We start from the raw sequence: 19,111 nt of genomic DNA on the forward strand, positions 1-19,111 counted from the left end.
GGTTTTCTCGTCGGGCTTCCCGTCAGGCGGTCCGGGCGGGGAGGGCGTAGGGGTTGAGGGGTGCAGCTGTCTCCTCGGCTGGAGCCGATGCTGGCCCGTTCGGTGAGCGTGTTGCCCGCGAGCGGGCGGCGGGTCGTGTTCGAGCCCAAGATGGACGGTTACCGGGTTGTCGTCTTCGCCGGGCCGGTCCCGTACCTGCAGTCGAGGCGGGGTGCGGCGTTGAACGGGGCGTTCCCGGAGATCGCCCGGGCGGCCGCTGCGCTCGGTGTCGAGGCGGTGGTGGACGCCGAGCTCGTCGTGAGTAGCAGTACCGGGTGCCTCGACTTCGCGGCCTTGCAGCAGCGCGCTCGCCGCCGGGGCGCCGGGGCCGAGCGGGCGGCCGTGGAGCAGCCGGCTCATCTGGTCGTGTTCGATCTCCTGGAAGCCGGAGGGGCTGTTCTGCTGGCCGAGCCGCTGTACCGGCGTCGGGCGGCGCTGGAGGAGCTGTTCGCGGGTCGTCGGCTGTCCGCGCCGTGGACGCTGTGCCCGCAGACCACCGACTGGGAAACCGCTCGTGCCTGGCTGGATCCGGCCTGGGGGGCGGTCGGAGTCGAAGGCGTCATGATCAAGGACCGTGCGTCCCGGTACCGGCCCGGTGCGCGGGGCTGGGACAAGCTGCGGGCCCGTACGACGGCCGAGGCCGTCATCGGTGCCGTCACCGGCACCGCCCGCTCCCCCACCAGTCTGCTGCTGGGCCGGTTCGATGGTGCGGGCCGCCTGCGGATGGTCGCCCGCACCACGCCGCTGCACCGCGCGGCGGCCGCCGAGCTGGGCGGGGTGCTTCGGCCCGCCGGCCCCGAGCATCCCTGGCACAGCCGGCAGTTCTCCGGCGGCTGGAACACCACCGGGCCACTGGTCTTCCAGCCGGTCGTCCCCGAGTGCGTTGCCGAGTTCGCGGCCGATACCGCCGTGGACGCGGGCCGCTACCGCCATCCGGTGCGCTACCTGCGTCTGCGAGACGACATGACCGTCGACGACATCCCGGGATGAGCGGAGCGCCGATGCCGCCCGGAAGAAGGGGGCAGCCGGTCGCATCCGCAAGGCTGCTGTCAGTGCCACCAGCGATGATGCCGGTATGACAACCACCATGCGCAGCTACGGCTTCACCTGGACCGACCCTGACGGCACCCCGCGCGCCTCCGCCGTCGCCTACGACAGGATTTCGGCCGACCGGCGGCAGGAGGAACTGCAGAAGGCCGGGGCCACCGACATCGAGAGAGTCGACGTGGGACCCGGTGAGCTGCCGGCCCCACGAGGCTGAGCTGGCCCCACTGCGCGGATGAAGACGATCCGCGTCCTCTTCGCCGTGCTCCGAGACGACACGTTCTATGAACCACAGCCGGGTGCCGCGGGCTGCGGGGACGAGGGCGAGAGCCCGTCCCTGGCGGAAGATGGGCAGCCACGTCGTGGTGGGTGATCCGTCCCGCCAGCGTCCGCGGGCTCACACCATGGGCGTTGTCCCGGTCGGGGTCGGCGCCGGCTTCCAGCAGCAGCCGGATCGTCGCACCCTCGCCCTGCGAGCAGAACACCGCCCTCAACAGCGGCGTATTGCCGTGACGGTCCGCGGCGTCGACCGCCGCCCCTGCGGACAGGAGGACCTCGACAGCCGATGGATCCTGGGCCTGAGCCGCGAAATGCAGCGGCGTCCAGCCCGCATCGTCGGCTGCCTCCACCGCGGCGCCTGCGGCCACGAACATCCGCAGGCCCTCCGTGTCCCCGTCGGCAGCCGCATAGTGCACCGCCGTCCGCCCCGATCCGTCATGCCGACCATCCTCACCCGGCTTCACCCCACAGATAACGCACAGGAAGCACGGCTCGGAGGGGATGAAGGCCGCGCAGACACCCTCACCGGGGCCCTGCACGCGGCAGGCCGGCTGAGAACTGCGTCTGGCCGCGCCCCTCCCGGACCGTGCGGGGCGGGTGCCCGGCTGTTCAGGGCCCGGGGTGGGCGGTGGCGGCCTTCAGCTTCCAGCCGCTGCCGCTGCAGGCTTCATGCAGGGGCGGGAACCGGTGCCCCTTCACGTCGGTGCTGTACCCGTGGCCCTGGCCGCAGTCGCATTCGTAGATCCCGGACTGGGGAACGATCTCGCCGGGGTGGTGCACCTTCTCGCTGCTCTCGCTCATGACGCCAGTGTCTGCAGCCGCTTGTTGCGCGAGGTCCTCGTGCACGTCGAACCGCGACCGAAGGCACCCGAACGGCGTCGAGCGCGATGAAAGCCATCGAAAGAGCCCTGGAGCCTGTCGGCACCGACCGGACCCCGCTCTCCCGCCCCGGCCGGCCGGACGGGCTGGCCGACGGACCCGGCCCGGGCCAGCCTGACCCGGATGACCGGGCCGTGCGGTCCGACAAGGTTGCCGTCCTCTGCGGGGCTGATTTGTTCAGCTGGCGCCGGCAGGTGCTCACCGGCGCCGCCGGGGAGCGTCGGATGTCGTCCGGCGTGCTCGGGGGGCTGCCTGCGGGTGCGGTGGGCTGGTGGGCGGGCGGTGGGCGGCGGCCAGGAGCGCGGTGACGCGGGCGGGGTCGGTGCCGGTGATGGTGGCGATGCGGTCGATGCTGAGGCGGAGATGGTCGTGGAGGAGGGCTGTGTCCTCGGCGGGGGTGGGGGTGCGGCCGGCGCGGTGGGCGACGGCCCGGGTGTGTTCTTCCCAGGCCCAGGCGGAGGGGCGCTCTTCGGTCATGATCCGGGTCCAGTTGCTGGCGATGAGGTCGAAGAGCTGAACGACGCTGAGCCGGGCTTCCTCCTGGGGGAGGCGGGCTGCGGCGTAGGCGTGGTAGGCGGGGCGGTGCAGGTCGTAGAAGGCGTAGAAGGCGGTGGTGAGTACGCCCGCGGCGGGCGGTGTGGGCTTCATCGTGCGTCCCCCCGGGTGGTGGGCGGGCAGATCAGGTGCCGGTGGCGGCGGAGTGGTTCTCGGTGGCGGCTTGGGCGCGGCGCCACAGGGGGCGGGTGATGGCGGGCAGGCCTTGCAGGGCGAGGGTGAGGCGGTCGATGACGGGCCAGTCGGGGACGCCGGGTCCGTGCAGTGCGCGGGTGAGGTCGTCGGCGGTGAGGGTGTGGTGGGCGGCGGCGAGGGTGACCTCAGCCTGTGGTGAGCCGAGTGCGTAGTGCAGGCCCTGGAGGTAGAGGCGCAGGTAGTGGACGGGGTCGTCGGTGTTGGAGGGGTGCACGGCGGCGGCTGCTTCCCACAGGGGTTTCATCCGCTCGGGGTCGGTCCCGCACAGCTCGCAGATGGTCTTGACGTGCTTCCAGGACAGGGGCCTGTGGCCGGAGAGCATGCGGGAGACGTAGGACTCGTGGACGTTCAGGCTCGCGGCGAGTTCGCGCTGGCGGCGGCCGGAGCCGTTCTTCATCCGGGTCAGTGCGCAGGCCAGGCGCTGGCCCGGGCGGCGCAGGGTCGGCGCGTCGGCGGTGGCCGCGTTGTGGGCGCTGGTGGCCGGCCGGGGCCGGCGGCGGGTATTCAGGGCTCGGTCGACGGCGTCGGGGTTGTACTTCTTGCGGAGCCGGTCCTCGGTGCGCTGGGCGATCGGTTCGAGGTCGGCGAGCGGCTTGCCCTGGGCGCGCTGGCGGACGACGACGGCCCCGATCGCTTCCTCCACCAGGGTCTGGAGGTTGGCGAGGTGCTGCAGGAGGTCGGTGTTGGGGGTGGTGGCGTTGTATGCGTCGAGCAGCAGGTTCTCGGAGACCACGGTGCAGTCCTCGGCGATGTCGCGGAGGGCTTCGGTGCAGCGGGTGGCGCGGGCGGGATCGGCGGACGGCAGGGTCCGGGCGGGGCGCGGGGCGCCGTCGGCCCTCTGGGTACGGGAACGGGTGGACACGAGCGGCCTCTTTCGGGGGTGCCGGGCGGGTATCTGTACCGGTCGTCCGGGCGCGGGCGGCCGGACGGGAGCGGGAGCCGGCCGGGCGCGGGCGCGGGCCCGCGCCCGGCCGGTGCCCGGGTCAGCGGCGACAGATCCGCTGGTGGACCAGCACAGACTGGTGAGCGGCCGTCAGAAAGAGGGCGACGAGGGGCAGTACACGCGGTGGCAGAGCGCCCGGGAGGGCGAGCAGGGGAAGGCAGATCGCGGCGATGGGCAGGCTCCCGCGGAGCGTGACAGCCTTGACATGCCATACCGGGGTTTGGGCCGGGCATGGCGGCGGGATGATACGTTCGCGACTCGTTTTCCGTGCAAGTGCAGGCGCGCTTACGGGAGGACGAGTTCGGCGTCGGCGTACAGGCATGAGGGATCTCCCCCTTGTTTGTCGGGGCTGGCGTTGAGAGCGACAGGACCCCGGCGCACGGGCGACCAACCAGGTGCCGGGGTCTTTGCCGATCCGGCGGAAGATGCCGGGAGCAGGACGCTACTACCTTGCGCAGTGCCGTGATGCCAGAAAGTAGCGTCATGGGCATGGGTGCCCGCCCCCGCACGCTCGACCACGCCGAAAGGGCATCGAGCACAAACGGCGGGAATTGATCAAAAACGGTCACCCAAAAAGGGCATGCCGGGTGAATGCACGAATCTGAGTACGCCCGCGCAGACTTTCGCGCCCCCCGGCCCCCGGCCGCGCGCCACTCGATCAGCCCGCCAAGATCCTCAAGCGTGTCAACAAAACCAGCGACACCCGGCACAGGCGCAGCCCGGCCAGCCCGGTCGGCGGCCCTCGAACGGCCCCGGGACGACGTCCAGGCCACGGCCGGGAGCGGAGCCTGGCAGTCGAGCCCCGGGGCTGTTCGGGTGCCCGGCCGGCCTGTTCAGTCAGCTGCCAACTGTTCTTACGGGCCAGCGGTGTGAGCAGCCCGCGTACGTAGTCACGTATGCGGCGGCGGAGCTCGGCCGAAGCGGTGCCCGATGTTCCGGAAGAGATCGTCCGGTTCAAGGTCCCATTGGCGCGGCGGCATACTCGGTGGTCACCCTTGGAGGCTGCCCTGCCACTGTCACTACCTGCGGCGTTGTCGCACGATCGAGGGGCGGTCCCCGTGAGACCGCCCCGGATCGTTCCGTGTCCCGCCAGACTCCAGCCGCCCAGCTAAACCCGCAGGTCAGACAGCAAAACCCTGCTGGGGCGCTAGTCCATGGAGACAGTGGAATACCCGAGGGCGACGACGACCACCACCATGACGACGAGCAGGGCCAGCACCGCCACCGCGAGGAAGCCGGTCACACCGGCGATCGCCGCCCAGCCCCACCGCGTGGCCCGCTCAGCCTGCCGGGTCGGGTCCCGGTAGTCCCCGTCGTCGTACCAGTCGTTGTCGCTCATGGCGCACCCCTCAAGGTTCACCGGGGGCGTGTGTCCCGCCCCACCCTCTGCAGGACGTCCGCCCTGCCACCCGAGGATTCCGGCCGGGTCGACGCCAGTCTAGACGCTCGCCCTGGTGCACGATCCGCACGATGTCCGGGCCGATCTGGCCAGGTGACGACGAGGGGCGGCGCATGCAAAGACGCTCGGCCGGGCGGACCGGTCGAGCGTCTTCATGAACTCCGCGCTGATGCGCCGCTCCCTGCTCGAGGAAGCGATCGACAGTCAACGGGCCTTCTCTGACTCCCCCTAAGGTGAGCGCATGACACCGTCCCCCTGGTCCAGCGCAGCCACGCCCTCCACCGGGCCGCTCGCGCCGGTCGGCTGGATCGATCACATCGACACTGACCCCATTCGCGCATTGGAGATGCTCGTTCTGGGATGGTTCCCCGCCGAGAAGGCCGTTGGGTGGAGCGGGCGTCGGGGTGCCAGTGGGCCATGCTCGGGACCTTAGGGGGCGGCACTGACATTGGTGCCGGGCGCTTTCCGGTGGCCGTGATCCCGGCACCGGCCGGCGTCCTGCTCGTCCCGGCGTTGGACGTCGGGAGCGTGGGCCGGATGCGGGCGGCGTGTGCGGCGCCGGGCAGGGCAGCGAGTTGCCCGCTCGCCGTCAAGGGCCGCGGCCCGCGCGCGGGGAGCTGTGGAGGAAGGTGAGGTGCCCGGCCGGAGGTCCGTCACTTCCTTCCGTCCGGGCGTCTGAAGCCTACGGGTCGGCAGGGCGACGGGAGCGTCGGTCCAGGCAGGTTGAGGTGCCGCGGGCGTCCGTCCGTTCCCGCACCCGGTAGCGGCGGCCGTAGGCCGTAACCGCCGGCCGTTGTCGGCGTTGAGCACGGCATCGCGTGCATGGAATCCGACCCCCGCGGATACGCGAGCGAGCCCGGACCGACTCGACTGGTCCGGGCTCGTGGGCTGTTCGGGACGTGGCTGCTGCAGGTTGAACTCGAGGTGGCCGATGTCCGTGAACCGGACACGTCCTCCAGCCGGCCGGGGCGGCGGCCTCCGTGACTGACAGCGCCGGGCAGGCGGGTGGGGGGCGGTCGCGTGCCCGTGCGCTGTTCTCGCAAGAGTGAGGGCGTCGTCCGGCTACAGGGCGCTGAAGGGCTGCTTCGGCGTGAAGACGTTCTGCGGGGTGCTCGGCTGGGAGGTGGACGTCGAGGGCAGGACGAGTGCCAGGTCGCGGCGTATCCGTTCGGCTTCGCCGCGGACCTGGACGGGGATGTCGCCGCGCTCGGCGACGAGGCGGTCGTAGACGGGAGTCTGCGAGAACACGGTGGGGGTCCCTTCGGTGGGCGGTTCGCCGGGCCCGCGCAGCATACGAGCCCGGCAATCACTCCCCTCGGCCCGGGCGGGGCATTCAGGCCAGGACAGCGTATGCAACGCCGCGCCTTGCGCCGGCCGGCTCGCTCGATGCGCGGCACTCCAGCCGTTCAGTTAAGAGCCGGCGGGAAGCCGTGGCGAGGATGCCCGGCCGGGCGGTGAAGGCTCGTTGGCCGCAGGCCCCAGCGACAGGCCGGTCGGCCGCGGGCCGCCGGCGGCAAGAGTGAAGCCAGGCTGAGGGGTGCTGCGTACGGCGCCCCGCCCAAGTCCGGGCGTCCGGGTTCATCGGGCGTGGGTGAGGGTGATGAGGGGGTCGTCGCAGCCGGTCTTGATGCGGTTGAGTGCGGCGAGTTCGGCCGCGTCCACGTTGAGGTTCCACCTGGTTTTCACGGTGACCCAGTCGGCGAGGTAGCGGCAGGTCGCCGAGGCGGCCGGTGGCATCCACTCGGCCGGGTCACGGTCTGCTTTGGACTGGTTGGTTCTGCCACGGACCGCGGCGAGGGAGCGCTCGTCGTCCAGGTCGTTGGCGTATGCCTGGCGCTCGGCCGCGCTCCAGGCGGCGGCGCCGGAGTCCCAGGCTTCTCCCAGGGGGACCATGTGGTCGATGTCGACGTCGAGCTTGTCGGTGAGGGTGGTCTCGTCGTACCAGGACCACCACCGGCCGGTGCCGGCGGTGATGGTGCACCGGCTGGTCACCTCGGGCATGGCGGTCGCCTCCGCGAGGAGGACCTCGTTGCGGGTGTTGCAGCCGTCGCGGTCGGCGTCGATCCAGTGTTTGAACTGCTCACGGCTGTAACCGTCGCGGCTGCCCTCGTCGTGGACGGGCAGGGCGGCGATCAGCGAGGACAGCGTTGCGGTCACCGTCTCCCCCGGCGCCGCAGCGGCCGGGGAGGCGACGGCGACGGAAGCGAGAACCGGCAGGGCGAGAGCTGCGGCCAGAGCCGCGCGGGGGCTGTGCATGGCCCCACACATAGCGGCAGCGCACCAGGCGGAATCCTGAAACCGGCTGCGCCTGGGCGGGATTCACCCGAAGCGCCCACGCCGGGGCGGCGGGCCCCGTGCCCACCAGCGTTGCGTGCGGCCTGGTAGCCGCCGCTCTCACCGTCCTGCCCGCCCCAGCCGTCGCCCGGGTGAGCCGCCGCGGCGGCGCCCCTTGTCTCCCGGGCGACGGCCTTCGCGTTGCCGGGCTGTTCGCACCGGCCTCGTGAATAGACGACGCAAAAGTTGCGTGTGGGGTTAATTTTTGCGTCTGGCGTTGATTTTGCGTGTCCGGGCGGCGCCGGGCCGGAGGCATCGACAGGGCCGGGCGGAGGGGGGGCGGTCCAGAAGCGAGCGGGACCCTTGAGCAGCGCGTCAGGCCTGGCCGGGGTGCGGAGTTAACCCTCGGGAGCCCTGTGCCGCACGGCCAGTTACCGCATCGGTGTTCCCTTTGTCGTGGTTCGCGGGTTACGGTCCCCCTCACGCAAGATCCCGTCACCGGGGGGAGCACCCATGCACGTCACCGAAACCGCCGGCCGGGCCGGGCGGCCGCCCGGCATCGTCACCGGTCCCGATGGGCTCACCACTCGGCAGACGGCCATCGTCCGCTTCATCGTGCACACCGTCGCCCGTCAGGGATACCCCCCGTCGATGCGTGAGATCGGCAAGGCTGTCCAGCTCAAGAGCACCTCGTCCGTCGCGCACCAACTCATGGCCTTGGAGCGCAAGGGCATCCTCTACCGCGATCCCCGCCGTCCCCGGGCCTACCGCGTCTGGCTCCACCACGGCCACGACCTCGGCGTCGGCGCGGGGCCGGCCGGGCCCGCGCCGGAGACGACGGATGTTCCTCTGGTCGGTCAGATCGCCGCGGGCGCGCCGATCCTGGCCGAGGAGTCGGTCGAGGACGTACTGTCCCTGCCCTGGCGTCTCGTCGGGGACGGCCGGCTGTTTGCTCTGAAGGTGCGGGGTGACAGCATGATCGAGGCCGCGATCTGCGACGGTGACTGGGTGACGGTCCGCCAGCAGGAATCGGCCGACTCCGGCGATATCGTTGCCGCGCTTCTGGATGGCGAGGCCACGGTCAAACGCCTGCGCCGCGAGGGCGGCCGCGTCTGGCTGATGCCGCACAACCCGGCCTACGAGCCGCTGCCCGCGGACGACGCCGCCATCCTCGGCAAGGTGGTCGCCGTGCTGCGCAGCCTCTGACCCATGACGCCCGCACCGCGCGGGCCGTCGTCACCCTCATCGGCGAGAGCTCGTCACGGTCGCAGGTCCCGGTGCCCGGTTCGGCGGGCTGGACGTGTGGGTGGGCGGGGCGCGATCCGCGGGAAGTGGCGTGCTTCGGCACGGTCTTCGCCGTGCCGGGGAGCGCCCGCCCTGCGGCGGGCCCGCCCCTTGCACACCACTGGGTCTCGGCTGGCCGCTGGCGTCGGGGGTCTGCGTCGATGTGTGGGGTGGGTGATCGTATGGCGGGGCTTCGGGTGGGGTAGAACGGTGCCGGGTGTGTTCCCGCATGGGAGGTCACCCTCTATTCCCATACGGCCGGCACCCCCGGCGTAATCGAAGGACGCAGTATGGCCAGCGGCACCGTGAAGTGGTTCAACTCCGAGAAGGGCTTCGGTTTCATCGCCCAGGACGGCGGCGGACCGGACGTCTTCGCCCACTACTCCAACATCGCCGGCAACGGCTACCGCGAGCTGGTCGAGGGCGAGTCGGTCACGTTCGACATCACCCAGGGCCAGAAGGGCCCCCAGGCCGAGAACATCGTCCGCGGCTGACGCTGGCCACAGGCCCCGGGTCTGCCGACGGTCGCGCCCTTTCCGGGGCGGCCCCGGGCGGCACACGCTGCCCGGGGCCGCCCCGTGCCGTGTCCCGTCGGCCCGCAGCCGGCGGGCTTCGTCCTGCCTCGGCGCAGCGGCTTCGCGTGCCCGCTCTGTGGCAGGCGTGGTGGTGGGTCTGTTTCGCCGGTGAGTGTGGAGAGCGGATCGTGAGCCGGTCTCCAACACTCACCGCAGGAGTGGTGATCACGCGGGAGAGTAACTGCCGCCTTCCGCAGTGAGTAGCATCCGGCAGCAACAGTCCAGGTAGAAGGAGTGCTGTCGTGGCCGACGAGCCCGCGAAGACCCCCATCCAGAACAAGTACGCGCAGCAGTACACGCACGACCTCGCGGCCGTCCGCAAGGAACGGGGCGAGGTCACCGTGCAGGTCGCCGCTCTCCAGGAACGCCTGCTCCAACTCCAGGCGGAGGAGAGCTGGTTGGTTCAGGCGCTGGGCAGTCTGCCCGCAGGTGCGAGCGCGTCCGAGGCCCAGCCGGCTGCTGCGGGCGAGCAGGACGACGCCCCCGCATCGGCCGCGGCGGTCGGCGAGGCGTCTCAGGACGTTTTGCAGCAGCGGCAGGACCAGTCCGTGCAGGGGGAGCAGCCGCGTCAGCGGGCCAAGAAGACGGCCGCGGCCAGGAAGGCGGGCGCGGCGAAGAAGCCCGCGGGCAAGAAGGCCGCCAAGAAGACCACTGCCAGGACGCCGGCGAAAAAGGCTGCCGGGAAGAAGGCGTCGGCCGAAGGGGTTCCGGCGCAGCGGGCCACGTCCCCGGACGTACCGGAGCAGGGGGCGGCCGAGAAGACGTCGGGGCCGCCGCTGTGGCAGCTCATCCTGGACGTGCTGCTGAAGACGCCGGGGCAGCCGTGCGTGGCCCGTGAGGTCCACGACCAGCTCGTGAAGGCTCACCCCGGCCGGAAGATGTCCGTCCAGACGGTGCGCAACGGCCTGGACGCGCTCGTCAAGAAGAGCCTCGCCGAGAAGTCGCACCAGCAGGGAAGCGCGATGTACACCGCGTACGCGAAGGCCGGGGCGGACGCCGCCCCCGCTGCGGACGGCGCCGAGGGCGGCGAGGCCGAGCAGGCTGCCGAAACCGCTGCCGAGAAGGTTCCGGCGGAGGTCTAGTTCTCCGCTACGACCCGCCCGGGGGCGCCCCGCGGTACTCGGGCCGCCGAGCCGCGCGGGCCTTCACCGCGCAGGAGAAAGGCGAAGGCGTCGGGCGGCTTATCCGGTGCGCTGCGGGCCGGGTGGGGGTGGTGGCCCGTCCGGCGGGTGGTCACTGGTTGTCGGGGGTGTGCGGGTGGCGGCGTCGGCGGGCTCCGGCCCAGACCGCGCCGCCGCCGGCGGCCACCAGGACGCCGACCGCGCCGGTCAGCCAGGCGGTGTGGGCCGAGCCGGTGTGGGCGAGCTGCGCGGTCGGCGTGACCGGCTGCTGCTGGGGTGCGGTCCGGATCAGTGTGGCGACCGGGGACGGTGCGGGGATGGGGGGCACTGGGATGGCCGGGGACGGTGGGGTGGCCGAAGGCGGTGTGGTGGCCGGCGGGCTGGCGGGGGTCCTGGAGTCGGCGAGGGTGAGGGTGACCTGCGCGCCGGGGGTGGCCGTGAAGCGCTGGGGCGCGGCGTCGGCCTGGTATCCGGCGGGTGCCGTGGTCTCGCTCGCCCAGTAGGTGTTGCCCGTCTTGGCTGTGATGTCGAGCGGGAGGGTGGCGGTGCCGTCGTTGCCGGTGGTCAGCCGGGCGATCTCCTTGCCTCTGGTGTGGTTGCCCGAGGCGTCGAGGGTGTCGGCGTTGATCGTGATGACGGCGCCGGGCAGGGGCTTGCCGGTGGCCTTGTCGGTCTTCTTCAGCAGGAGTTCGCCCTTTTTGAACGGGTCGATGAGGATGATCGGGTTGGCGGCCGCGGTCTTGCCCTCGGTGATGGTGAGGTCCTGGTCGGGGATGCGTTCGTGGAGGCGGCTGCCCGTGTCCGTCTCGCGCAGCCGGTAGGCGCCCGGCGTGAGGCCGTCGAAGGCCAGGGTGCCGTCGGCGCCGGTCTTGCCCTGGGCGACGGGCTGGCCGCTGCCGGGGTCGAGGAGTTGGAAGGCGGCGCCGGCCAGGAGGTCGCCGCCGGGGTCCTTCTTGTGGATGGTCACGCCCCCGGGGGCGGCGGTGACCTTGATGGCGGCGTCGGCGGTCGCGGTGGTGGTGTCGCCGGCGAGCAGCATCCGCTGTGCCCGGCTGTCGCGGGGGCTCAGGATCTTCAGCGCGGGGCCGGGCAGGCCGGTGGCGGTGGCGCGGACGGTGGTGGTGCCCTTGGCGTCGGCGGTGAACTCCCAGGTCGCGGTGCCGTCCTGGCCGGTGGTGACCTGACCCCTCTCGCCGTCCTGGCCGGAGGCGGCCAGGGTGACCTGCACGCCGGGCACCTTGGTGCCGGAGAGGCGGGCGGTGACGGAGACGGTGACCGCCACCTTCTTCCCGGCCGGGGTCTGGGTCACCTTCGGGGTGACGGTCAGCCGGTAGGGTCCGGCGAGCTTCCTCGCCTCGGCCAGGTAGCCCAGTGCCGTCGTCCGGGAGGCCGGGGGGACGACCGGGTAGCTCAGGCGCTGTGTGCCCCGGGCGCCGTCGATGCCGTAGGTGCCGCCGGCCAGCCACTCGTACACGACCGCATCGACCGCGGCGGCCTGGGCGGCGTCGCGGGTCTGGCCGTACTTGCCCACGATGTAGGAGACGTAGGCGAGATGGGCGTCGGGGACGGGGCGCCCGGTGACCGAGGAGGTCCAGTGCTCGACCGTCGCCGGTCCGCTGTAGCCGCCCGCCGCGTCGGGTCCCTTGCGCTCGGGGTCGGCGCAGAACGTCTCGTAGGTGCCGTACACCGTCATGCCGGGCGGCCCGTAGGCACCGATGTGGGAGGTCGCGGCGTGCCCGTCGCTGTCGGGGATCGCGTAGCCGGGCCCGAACGCGTCGTGGCCGGAAGCGGGCTGCGGGGCCGCGTCGGCGGGTGACCAGGCGAGGGCTCCCGCTACGACGGCGGCGATGACGGTGGCGGTCAGACGCGACGATGCGCGCCCGAGAGGTGCCTGCATGACGGGGGTGGGCTCCTTGGTCGGGGAAAGGGGGGCGGGACGGGTCCCGGATACGGCAGCGCCCGCCCGGGGGGATGGGTGGGAGGGGGCCCGGGCGGGCGCTTGTGTGGGGGCTGCCTGTGCCGTTACGGGTGCTCCGCCGGCGCGGTGAACGGGTGCTCGTCGAGGTCCTCGCCCGGCCGGCCGGAGGGGCGGAAGGCCGGGTGGGCGGAGGCCGGCGGACGGACGGCGGACAGCCGGGGGAACATGAACGGGCGCTGGTTCATCGCGAAGGCTCCTCGGTGAAGGTGGTGAAGCGTCGGCTGGACAGCAGTGATCTCAGCATGGGCCGCCACACACCGCCAGAGACAAAAGCGGGCGAAGCCCATCAATCCCCGGAGACGGGAGGGGAGTTGCTCCGCCGGTCTCGACAGCGGAACAAAACCCCTCCGACACCGTGATCGCGATCCGTGTGGCGGACCGGCCCGCACACGGGCAGCAGCGTGACGTCGGGGTGCGAGGTCGTGCGCTAAGGACTCTCTCTCCGGTCCGTTTGGGTCTTCGACCTGGGGTGATTGGGCGTCGGAGCCTTCGAGGGTTGCTGTTGTCGATCTTCGGAGAGCTGTTGCGGCGGTCGGGTTCCTGACGGACGAGCAGGCCCGGTACAGGTCGTTTGCGAGGCGCCCTCGCGGGCGGAGCCGGAGCGGTACTTCTTCCTGGACGACGCGGACCAGCAGCATCGCCCGTGTCCATGTCGGGCACGGGCGATGCTGCTGCCTCCAGGCGAACGGTCAGCAGAACACCCTGCAGTCGCTCACCGAGCTGTCCATGTCAGGAGTAGACCACGCCTCCGCTTCCGGCGACCTTGTAGTAGCCCGGTCCGAAGGAGGAGCAGTAGGCATACGACCACTTGTCACCGCTGGTGATCACCCCACGTGCCGTCTTCCTGGTGGACCCGTTGGTGCACGTGACCTTCGCGTAGTACGCCTGGCTCGTCGCACAGCGGGCGCCGTACGTGTAGTTGTCGGTGTCCCATTCCACGCAGCTGGCAAGCAATGACGACTGCGGCGCGGAGGCTGTTGCTGCCTGTGCGGGCGCAGCCAGAGCGCCAAGCGCGAGTGCTGCACCGAGTCCGACACCTAGGGCAGAACGAATGCGCACGATGTACTCCTTTTCAGCTGCTTACGGATTCAACCGGGTCGACCCCGACTGACGGCCTCAAGCATGGCGGGGGCAGAGAAGAAAACGAGGCGGGAAAGCTGTCCCGGACAGAGCATGGGCTGTCCGGCCTGGCCAGAGCCCTGTCCGGGAAGTGTCCGGGACAAGCCGCACCGGATCTCCCTCACGACATGGGGATGGATGCTCGCCGGCGAACCCGCGCCGACCGGACCCCGGGCCGTGGCCGGCCGGCCATGGCCGCCGCAATCACCGGCTCGCAGGTATCCGGCAGGTGCCGGGCCCACCCCCACAGCCAGTGCGGATCCTGGTAGACGGTGGCCGCGGCGTCCGTCTCGGCCAGACGGGGCCACGCGTGCGAGAGGAAGTCCAGTGCGGCCTTCCCGCAGTACTCACGGCTTCGCAGATGTCCGGCCGTCCGGCCGGCGCAGTTCTGTGTCCTCATACGCGACAGGACATCCGGTGCGCGCGCCGGCCGGGCCGCTCTGTTCGCTCCCGTTCCCGGGGGCGGGAGGGGAAGCCGCACCGCCCGGCGTGGGGTTCCGCCAGGTGATCCATCGCGGCGGCCCGGCGCGGTGGAGTGCCGCCCGTCGTGACAGTCGGGCGGATGTCGCGGGCTGCCTGCTCCCGGCAGTGTCCGGGTGCTGGAGACGTGCGTGCTCGCGTTCCGGCAGGGTCGTGCCGCGCGGGGCCGGCCCTCTGCGGGGTCTTGCGGGTCAGCAGCCCTGGGTGCCCTTGGGGACGTCCTTGTGCACGAAGGCCCAGTTGACCCAGCCCGTGGTGCCCTTCGCCAGGCCGTTGCGCGACTTGGCCTTCAGCGTGGCCTTGTACCAGAAGCAGTTGCCGAACCCGCCGGGACTGGTGGCGGTGACCCTGATCCTGTCACCGGTGGCCAGCAGTCCCTTGGCCGGCGTCTTGTAGCCCGGGGCGGTGTGGAAGCGGATGCCGGTACCGCCTCCGATGGTGGTGTCGTAGTCGCGGACGTTGTGCACGCCGTACGCCGAGGCGGGACTCACGGCCAGGGCGCCGACGGCGAGTGCCGCGGTCGTCAGGGTGGTCGCGACGCGGACGCGTGTCTTCATGGAGGTCTCTTTCGCGGGGCTTCGTGAACCGGGTGTTGTGTGGTCGCTTGTGGTGGGCCGCTGGCCTGGGAAGCGTTGCGGCGGTCCGTGGCCGGGCCCGGAGCGGGCTGGTTGTCGTCGGGCCGCGCCCGCCTGTTTTCCCGGGCTCCGCGCGGTCTCCGGCCCGGGGTGCAGGCGCTTCACCAGCAGTGTTGCCCTCTGCGGTGCCGGATCGGCCGCTGGACTTCGCCGGTGGCGGCGGGAGGGCGCTGGATCCGGGGTGCCGCGGTGCGGGGTGCGGGGTGCGGGCTTGAGCGTCAGCCCGCCAGGTTCACCAGGCCGTCGGCGCGCACCCAGCCGGTGGTGCCCTTCTTGATCCCGGACTTCGACCTGGTGATCTTGGTGTAGTCCCAGTTGCCCCTGCTGCACAGCACGGTGAGCTTGTCGCCGCGGTAGAGGTAGCCGAGGCTCTTGTAGCCGGTGGAGTTGCCGGAGCGGAGGTTCCAGGCGTTCTTGCCCACGGTGGCGGGCACGTTGGCCCAGTTGCGGGTGCACAGGCGGTTCTCGCCGACGGCGTGGGCGGCCGGGGCGGTGGTGACCGTCAGGGCTGCGGCGGCGGCCACCGCGAGGACGGCGGGGACTACGGCGACGCGAATGGCGATACGGCGGATCATCGAGGAGCCCTTTCGACGGACGGGGCGCGGAAGTGGTCTGGCCGCATCGATGCTGCGTACCGGGCGTGGCCGGTGCCGTGGCCGGCGGCCCGGCTCCCACGGCCTGCGACGGCGACTTGGGGTGCTGGTCCGCGAGGCGGGAGCAGCGCTGGTCTCGGGCATGCCGGGCGCGCGCAGCCCGGCTCCACCGAGCGCCCGCGCGGGCAGGGGTGGGTGTCCGGGGCCCGGGCGCCCAGCGGCATGAGCAGGGCGGGGGCGATCAGACCCACGCGTGCGGCAGGTGGAGTGCCGCTTCCAGCAGGGCGAGCGCGATGACGGCCAGCGGGCACCCTCCGGCCGGCCACCATCGGGCGCGGGCGAGGAGTGCGTGTGCGGCGGCGAGGGCGGCGCCGCACGCGAGTACGGCCATGACGGCCGCGGCGAGGTGGGGCAGAGCGCGCCGGATGAGCGGGCCGGCCGCGCCCAGCAGGCGGCGGACGGTGCTCGGGATGGAGGTCATCGCGTCATGCCGAGGGCGGTGGGGCCGGCGGTCAGGGCCTGGGTGTGGGCCGCGTCGTGGGCGGTGGGCGCCGCCGGGGCGGGTGCTGTCGGGGTGGCGGGGCGGGCCATGGCCTGCAGGCGGGCGCGGATGCGCTCCGCGTCGAAGGGGGCGGGGTCTGCGAGGTGCTCGAGGGCGGCGCGGGCGCGGGTCAGCAGGTCGCTTTCGGCTTCGGTGGTGGCGCTGCGGTGGGCGGGCACCGGCTGCTGGAGCTGGTAGTGGATCTGGCCGTCCAGTGCCTGCGCCGCGCGGTGCAGGGTGCCGAAGGCTTCGGTGACGCGGCGCCGGGTCTGCGCGGCCGCGACCGGTGCGAGCTCCGCGGGCACATTGCGCGGGGGCTGGGCGGGAAACGCCAGGCGGCCGAGCGCGTCGTGCAGGGAGTGCAGTTGGCCTTCGCGGGCGGCCAGGTAGGAGACCTGTGCGTGCAGCAGTTCCGGATCGGCGAAGAAGCGGGTGCTGTCCTCGCTGCCGGTGGCGGCGCGCTGCGCGGCCAGGTCTTCGGCGGCGTCGGCCGCGGTCGCCGAGTGTTCCCGCCACACGGTGGCCGGGCCGCTGGTGGACAGGGCGCGGGCGGGAGCCGGGAACGCGTCGAGGAGTTGCTGCGCCTGGCTCTCGCGGCCCGAGTGGGCGTCAGCGGTGTAGGCGCGGACGGCCGCGCGGGCGTGGGCCAGGTGTTCGGCGCGCGGCGCGTCGAGGACCGGGCCGGTGCCCGGCTGTGCGCGGTCGGCTCGCCGGTCGCGCCGGTAGTCGGTGAGGTCCGGTTCGAGGACGGCCCGCAGTTGCTGGGCGGACGCGTCGCGCAGGGCGATCTGGTCGAGCAGCCAGTCGGCGATGGGCGCGAGCGCCGGCACGTCGGCGGTCAGGGCTTTCACCGCGTGCCAGTCCTCGACCAGCTCGGTGCGGGTGCGGTGGGCGTGCTCCAGCCGGTCGAGGAGGCCGGTGATCCTCAGCCCGGTGCCGACCACCAGGTCGGCGGTGGGCTCGTCTACCTCTGCGGCCCGTTGCAGGGCCGCGGTGAGCACGGCAGGCGGCGGACAGTCGGCCAGGGCGCGCATGTGGCAGGTCCAGGCGGCACCCGCGGCGCTCCAGCCGGACTCGGGACCCTGCTGCACCTCGGCGTGCTTGCGGTGCAGCCAGTCGGCCAGTTGCTCGGTGAGGTGGGCGTCGTCGACGGCCGGGTCGCGCAGCAGCTCGGCGGCCAGTTCGCCGGGGGTGTACTCGCGCAGGCCGCCGGCCTCGGCCGTGAGGATGGCCAGGTGCGTCCTTGGGTTGTCCAGTTGCAGCCAGCGGCGCAGGGACTCGGCCCGCCCGTGGGCGACGTCCTGCACCACGATGCGGGTGAGGTCGGCGCCCGCGCGGGCGATCCCGCTCTCCCCCACCCGCGGGGCCTCGGCATCGTCGAAGCCGGCCGGCTCACCCCCGGCGGTCACCCACGCCAGGGCGTAAGCGTCTGGGCCTTGCCCGGCCAGCCACGTACGGAAGTCGTCAGGGAGGGGGGTGAGCTGCTCACTCATCAAGGGGGGCCTTCCGGCTCGGCGGTGGGAGTGCCGCGCGGCCCGTGGACGGCGGCTGGCGGCAGCCTGCCCCGCCGGTGATCACCACCGGCGGGCGCACCGGAAAAGGTCCGCCCTGCGGGACGGCAAGGGAGGCCAGCCGCAGGCTCCGCCCCGCGGAGCGGGACGGGGCCTGGGAAGAGGCGGCTGCCGGACGCGGCGCGCGGGTAGTGGCCCTCGGGCACCACCGCAGTCCCCGGTCCGGCCATCGCCTCCCCTTTGAGTCGGCATCCTCCTGGACGACTACGAGCTGGTGCGGGGCACCGTGACCGGCGCCCCGCACCGCTCCCCCGGTCAGTACTCCCGGCTGATGATCGACTTCATGAACGCGCCCAGGGCGACCGTCGCAAGGGCGCCGCCCACAAGCGGTTGGCCCTCGAGGGTCAGGTCTGCGGCCTGCACCAGTGCCAGACCGAGAAGGCCGGTGGCCGTGGGCGTGGGCCGACTGATCGACGCCCAAGCCGAGTCCTTCGAGGCCATGATCCGGTTGTGTCGTCCTGCCATGATGGGTATCTCCGTTGCTGTCGAATGCATTTTGCAGTGCACGGAGTTCGAGGGGGCCGCCCTGCCGGGGGCGGCCTCCTTCCGTGCGGCGGCGGCTTGCCGGAGTCCCATTACAGCGCAGACTCGACCCGAGGAAGAGTTGCCAGACACCGCTTCTCGAGGGCTTGAATGACAGTCTGGCGAGTAAGCCGAAGCCTGCGCTCCATGGAATCATCACGAGCGCTCTGACCAGCGGGTATACCTTTTAGAGACCCCATGTCGCCAAGCAAGGCGAGAAGCGTTTATCTCACATTCTCACCCGGAAAAAGTAGACGCGGTCGCGTTATTTTTTCTTGTTTCCTTCTGGCCGCCTCGGCCTACTGTTTCTTCAGCTTGGCTTGGTGAGGGTGGGCTCCCAACCACGCTCGGGACCGCTCGGTCCGGGAGGGGGCATCCGGTGCGCACGCCACCGCCACTCCCAGCTGCGGCCATCGGTCGCCCCAGTGGCCACCGCCTATCCGGTCCGGCGTTCTTGACCGCGCGTGCTGCGCGCACCGTATAGGCCGTGGCGCTGGTGGCTCGGTGGGCTCGTCCTAGCCCCGTTCGTCGGCGCCACGGCGGAGGCCGCCCGCCTGCCTGGCCGCCGGTCGCGGTGGGCCATTTCGAGGGGCTGGACGTCCGGTTCGTCCGCGCGCGGCGTGCACCATGGCGGGGTGTGCGGGATGAACGAGGCGCGCATCCCGCAGACCTCGTGAGGCGGCCACGTGCTCTCGTGTCCCCCTCTCGGCCGGACGTGCCGGACCCGGTCTGGCTGTTCAACATCCATGGACAGACCGAGATCGTGATGGTCACCCATGCGGCGGAGCTCGGCGGCCCGGCCGACCCGGCGCCGCAGGACGACGACCCTGTGCCCATCGGTCGCCAGCTGCTCCGCACCGCCATGTCCTGGTCCCCTCGGGTGACGGGCCGGACGAGCTGTGGATCGGTGGGCCTGACGTCGCCCGGGGTTACACCGGCCGTCCCGTCCTCACCACGGCGTCCTTCATTCCCGGCGCCGGCGAACGGTTCTACCGCACCGGTGACCTGGTGCGAGCCTTGCGCGCCGGTTCGCTCGTCCACGCGGGCCGCGCCGGCCGGCTCCAGGTGCGGGGGCGGGGTACGCG

General features: G+C 72.1%; 19 protein-coding genes and 1 pseudogene. 5 read left to right on the top strand and 15 right to left on the bottom strand.

All coding sequences use genetic code 11. From position 1 onward, the window contains the following. The first annotated feature begins 60 nt into the window (after positions 1 to 60). Entirely contained in the window at positions 61 to 1,029 is a 969-nt protein-coding gene (locus ACZ4K2_RS34850; protein ID WP_467480150.1) for an ATP-dependent DNA ligase, read from the top strand. A gap of 85 nt (positions 1,030 to 1,114) precedes the next feature. Beyond that, positions 1,115 to 1,300 (top strand): hypothetical protein, encoded by a 186-nt coding sequence (locus tag ACZ4K2_RS34855; protein ID WP_467480152.1) that lies wholly within the window; start codon positions 1,115 to 1,117, stop codon positions 1,298 to 1,300. Between the two features lie 205 nt (positions 1,301 to 1,505). Here the strand turns inward: ACZ4K2_RS34855 and ACZ4K2_RS34860 are convergent. From ACZ4K2_RS34860 to ACZ4K2_RS34890, 7 genes and pseudogenes are all read right to left on the bottom strand, one after another. Further along, a pseudogene (locus ACZ4K2_RS34860) lies at positions 1,506 to 1,901 on the bottom strand (ankyrin repeat domain-containing protein); the annotation flags it as partial. Between the two features lie 70 nt (positions 1,902 to 1,971). After that, positions 1,972 to 2,163 carry a hypothetical protein gene (locus ACZ4K2_RS34865; RefSeq protein WP_161204315.1) on the bottom strand — a complete coding sequence of 64 codons (192 nt, stop codon included), beginning with the start codon at positions 2,161 to 2,163 and terminating at the stop codon, positions 1,972 to 1,974. Positions 2,164 to 2,439: 276 nt separating this feature from the next. Further along, positions 2,440 to 2,889, bottom strand: a complete 450-nt coding sequence (locus tag ACZ4K2_RS34870; RefSeq protein WP_467480154.1) for a hypothetical protein — start codon at positions 2,887 to 2,889, stop codon at positions 2,440 to 2,442. A 31-nt stretch (positions 2,890 to 2,920) separates the two neighbouring features. Continuing rightward, the gene (locus tag ACZ4K2_RS34875; RefSeq protein WP_467480155.1) at positions 2,921 to 3,853 is read right to left on the bottom strand and encodes a helix-turn-helix domain-containing protein; all 933 of its coding nucleotides are present in this window, start codon (positions 3,851 to 3,853) and stop codon (positions 2,921 to 2,923) included. Between the two features lie 1,228 nt (positions 3,854 to 5,081). After that, entirely contained in the window at positions 5,082 to 5,273 is a 192-nt protein-coding gene (locus tag ACZ4K2_RS34880; protein WP_467480156.1) for a hypothetical protein, read from the bottom strand. Between the two features lie 1,122 nt (positions 5,274 to 6,395). Continuing rightward, positions 6,396 to 6,581 (bottom strand): hypothetical protein, encoded by a 186-nt coding sequence (locus tag ACZ4K2_RS34885; protein WP_467480159.1) that lies wholly within the window; start codon positions 6,579 to 6,581, stop codon positions 6,396 to 6,398. A 330-nt stretch (positions 6,582 to 6,911) separates the two neighbouring features. Then, entirely contained in the window at positions 6,912 to 7,589 is a 678-nt protein-coding gene (locus ACZ4K2_RS34890; protein WP_467480160.1) for an HNH endonuclease family protein, read from the bottom strand. Between the two features lie 531 nt (positions 7,590 to 8,120). Between ACZ4K2_RS34890 and lexA the strand changes: the two genes are divergently transcribed. From lexA to ACZ4K2_RS34905, 3 genes are all read left to right on the top strand, one after another. After that, positions 8,121 to 8,813 carry a transcriptional repressor LexA gene (gene lexA / locus ACZ4K2_RS34895; RefSeq protein WP_467480162.1) on the top strand — a complete coding sequence of 231 codons (693 nt, stop codon included), beginning with the start codon at positions 8,121 to 8,123 and terminating at the stop codon, positions 8,811 to 8,813. A 368-nt stretch (positions 8,814 to 9,181) separates the two neighbouring features. Beyond that, positions 9,182 to 9,385 carry a cold-shock protein gene (locus ACZ4K2_RS34900; RefSeq protein ID WP_467480164.1) on the top strand — a complete coding sequence of 68 codons (204 nt, stop codon included), beginning with the start codon at positions 9,182 to 9,184 and terminating at the stop codon, positions 9,383 to 9,385. Between the two features lie 323 nt (positions 9,386 to 9,708). Beyond that, positions 9,709 to 10,548: a hypothetical protein gene (locus ACZ4K2_RS34905; RefSeq protein ID WP_467480166.1), complete on the top strand. Its 840-nt coding sequence runs from the start codon at positions 9,709 to 9,711 to the stop codon at positions 10,546 to 10,548. 151 nt (positions 10,549 to 10,699) lie between these two features. On the opposite strand, the gene ACZ4K2_RS34910 is transcribed toward ACZ4K2_RS34905, so the two are convergent. From ACZ4K2_RS34910 to ACZ4K2_RS34945, 8 genes are all read right to left on the bottom strand, one after another. Next, positions 10,700 to 12,484, bottom strand: a complete 1,785-nt coding sequence (locus ACZ4K2_RS34910; RefSeq protein WP_467480168.1) for an MSCRAMM family protein — start codon at positions 12,482 to 12,484, stop codon at positions 10,700 to 10,702. A gap of 125 nt (positions 12,485 to 12,609) precedes the next feature. Next, a complete protein-coding gene (locus ACZ4K2_RS34915; protein WP_467480171.1) occupies positions 12,610 to 12,750 on the bottom strand; it encodes a hypothetical protein in 141 nt (46 codons plus the stop codon). Between the two features lie 544 nt (positions 12,751 to 13,294). Continuing rightward, entirely contained in the window at positions 13,295 to 13,504 is a 210-nt protein-coding gene (locus ACZ4K2_RS34920; RefSeq protein ID WP_467480173.1) for a hypothetical protein, read from the bottom strand. 851 nt (positions 13,505 to 14,355) lie between these two features. Continuing rightward, positions 14,356 to 14,721, bottom strand: coding sequence for a hypothetical protein (locus ACZ4K2_RS34925; protein ID WP_467480175.1), 366 nt, complete (start codon positions 14,719 to 14,721; stop codon positions 14,356 to 14,358). Between the two features lie 296 nt (positions 14,722 to 15,017). Then, a complete protein-coding gene (locus tag ACZ4K2_RS34930) occupies positions 15,018 to 15,374 on the bottom strand; it encodes an SH3 domain-containing protein (RefSeq protein ID WP_467480177.1) in 357 nt (118 codons plus the stop codon). Between the two features lie 259 nt (positions 15,375 to 15,633). Continuing rightward, positions 15,634 to 15,873, bottom strand: coding sequence for a hypothetical protein (locus ACZ4K2_RS34935; protein WP_467480179.1), 240 nt, complete (start codon positions 15,871 to 15,873; stop codon positions 15,634 to 15,636). Beyond that, positions 15,870 to 17,426: a hypothetical protein gene (locus ACZ4K2_RS34940; RefSeq protein WP_467480182.1), complete on the bottom strand. Its 1,557-nt coding sequence runs from the start codon at positions 17,424 to 17,426 to the stop codon at positions 15,870 to 15,872. Before ACZ4K2_RS34940 ends, ACZ4K2_RS34935 begins: the two co-directional genes overlap by 4 nt. 333 nt (positions 17,427 to 17,759) lie before the next feature. Continuing rightward, positions 17,760 to 17,945, bottom strand: a complete 186-nt coding sequence (locus tag ACZ4K2_RS34945) for a hypothetical protein (protein ID WP_467480184.1) — start codon at positions 17,943 to 17,945, stop codon at positions 17,760 to 17,762. Positions 17,946 to 19,111 lie beyond the last annotated feature (1,166 nt).

This window comes from Streptomyces sp. NPDC025833 (genome assembly GCF_055558055.1).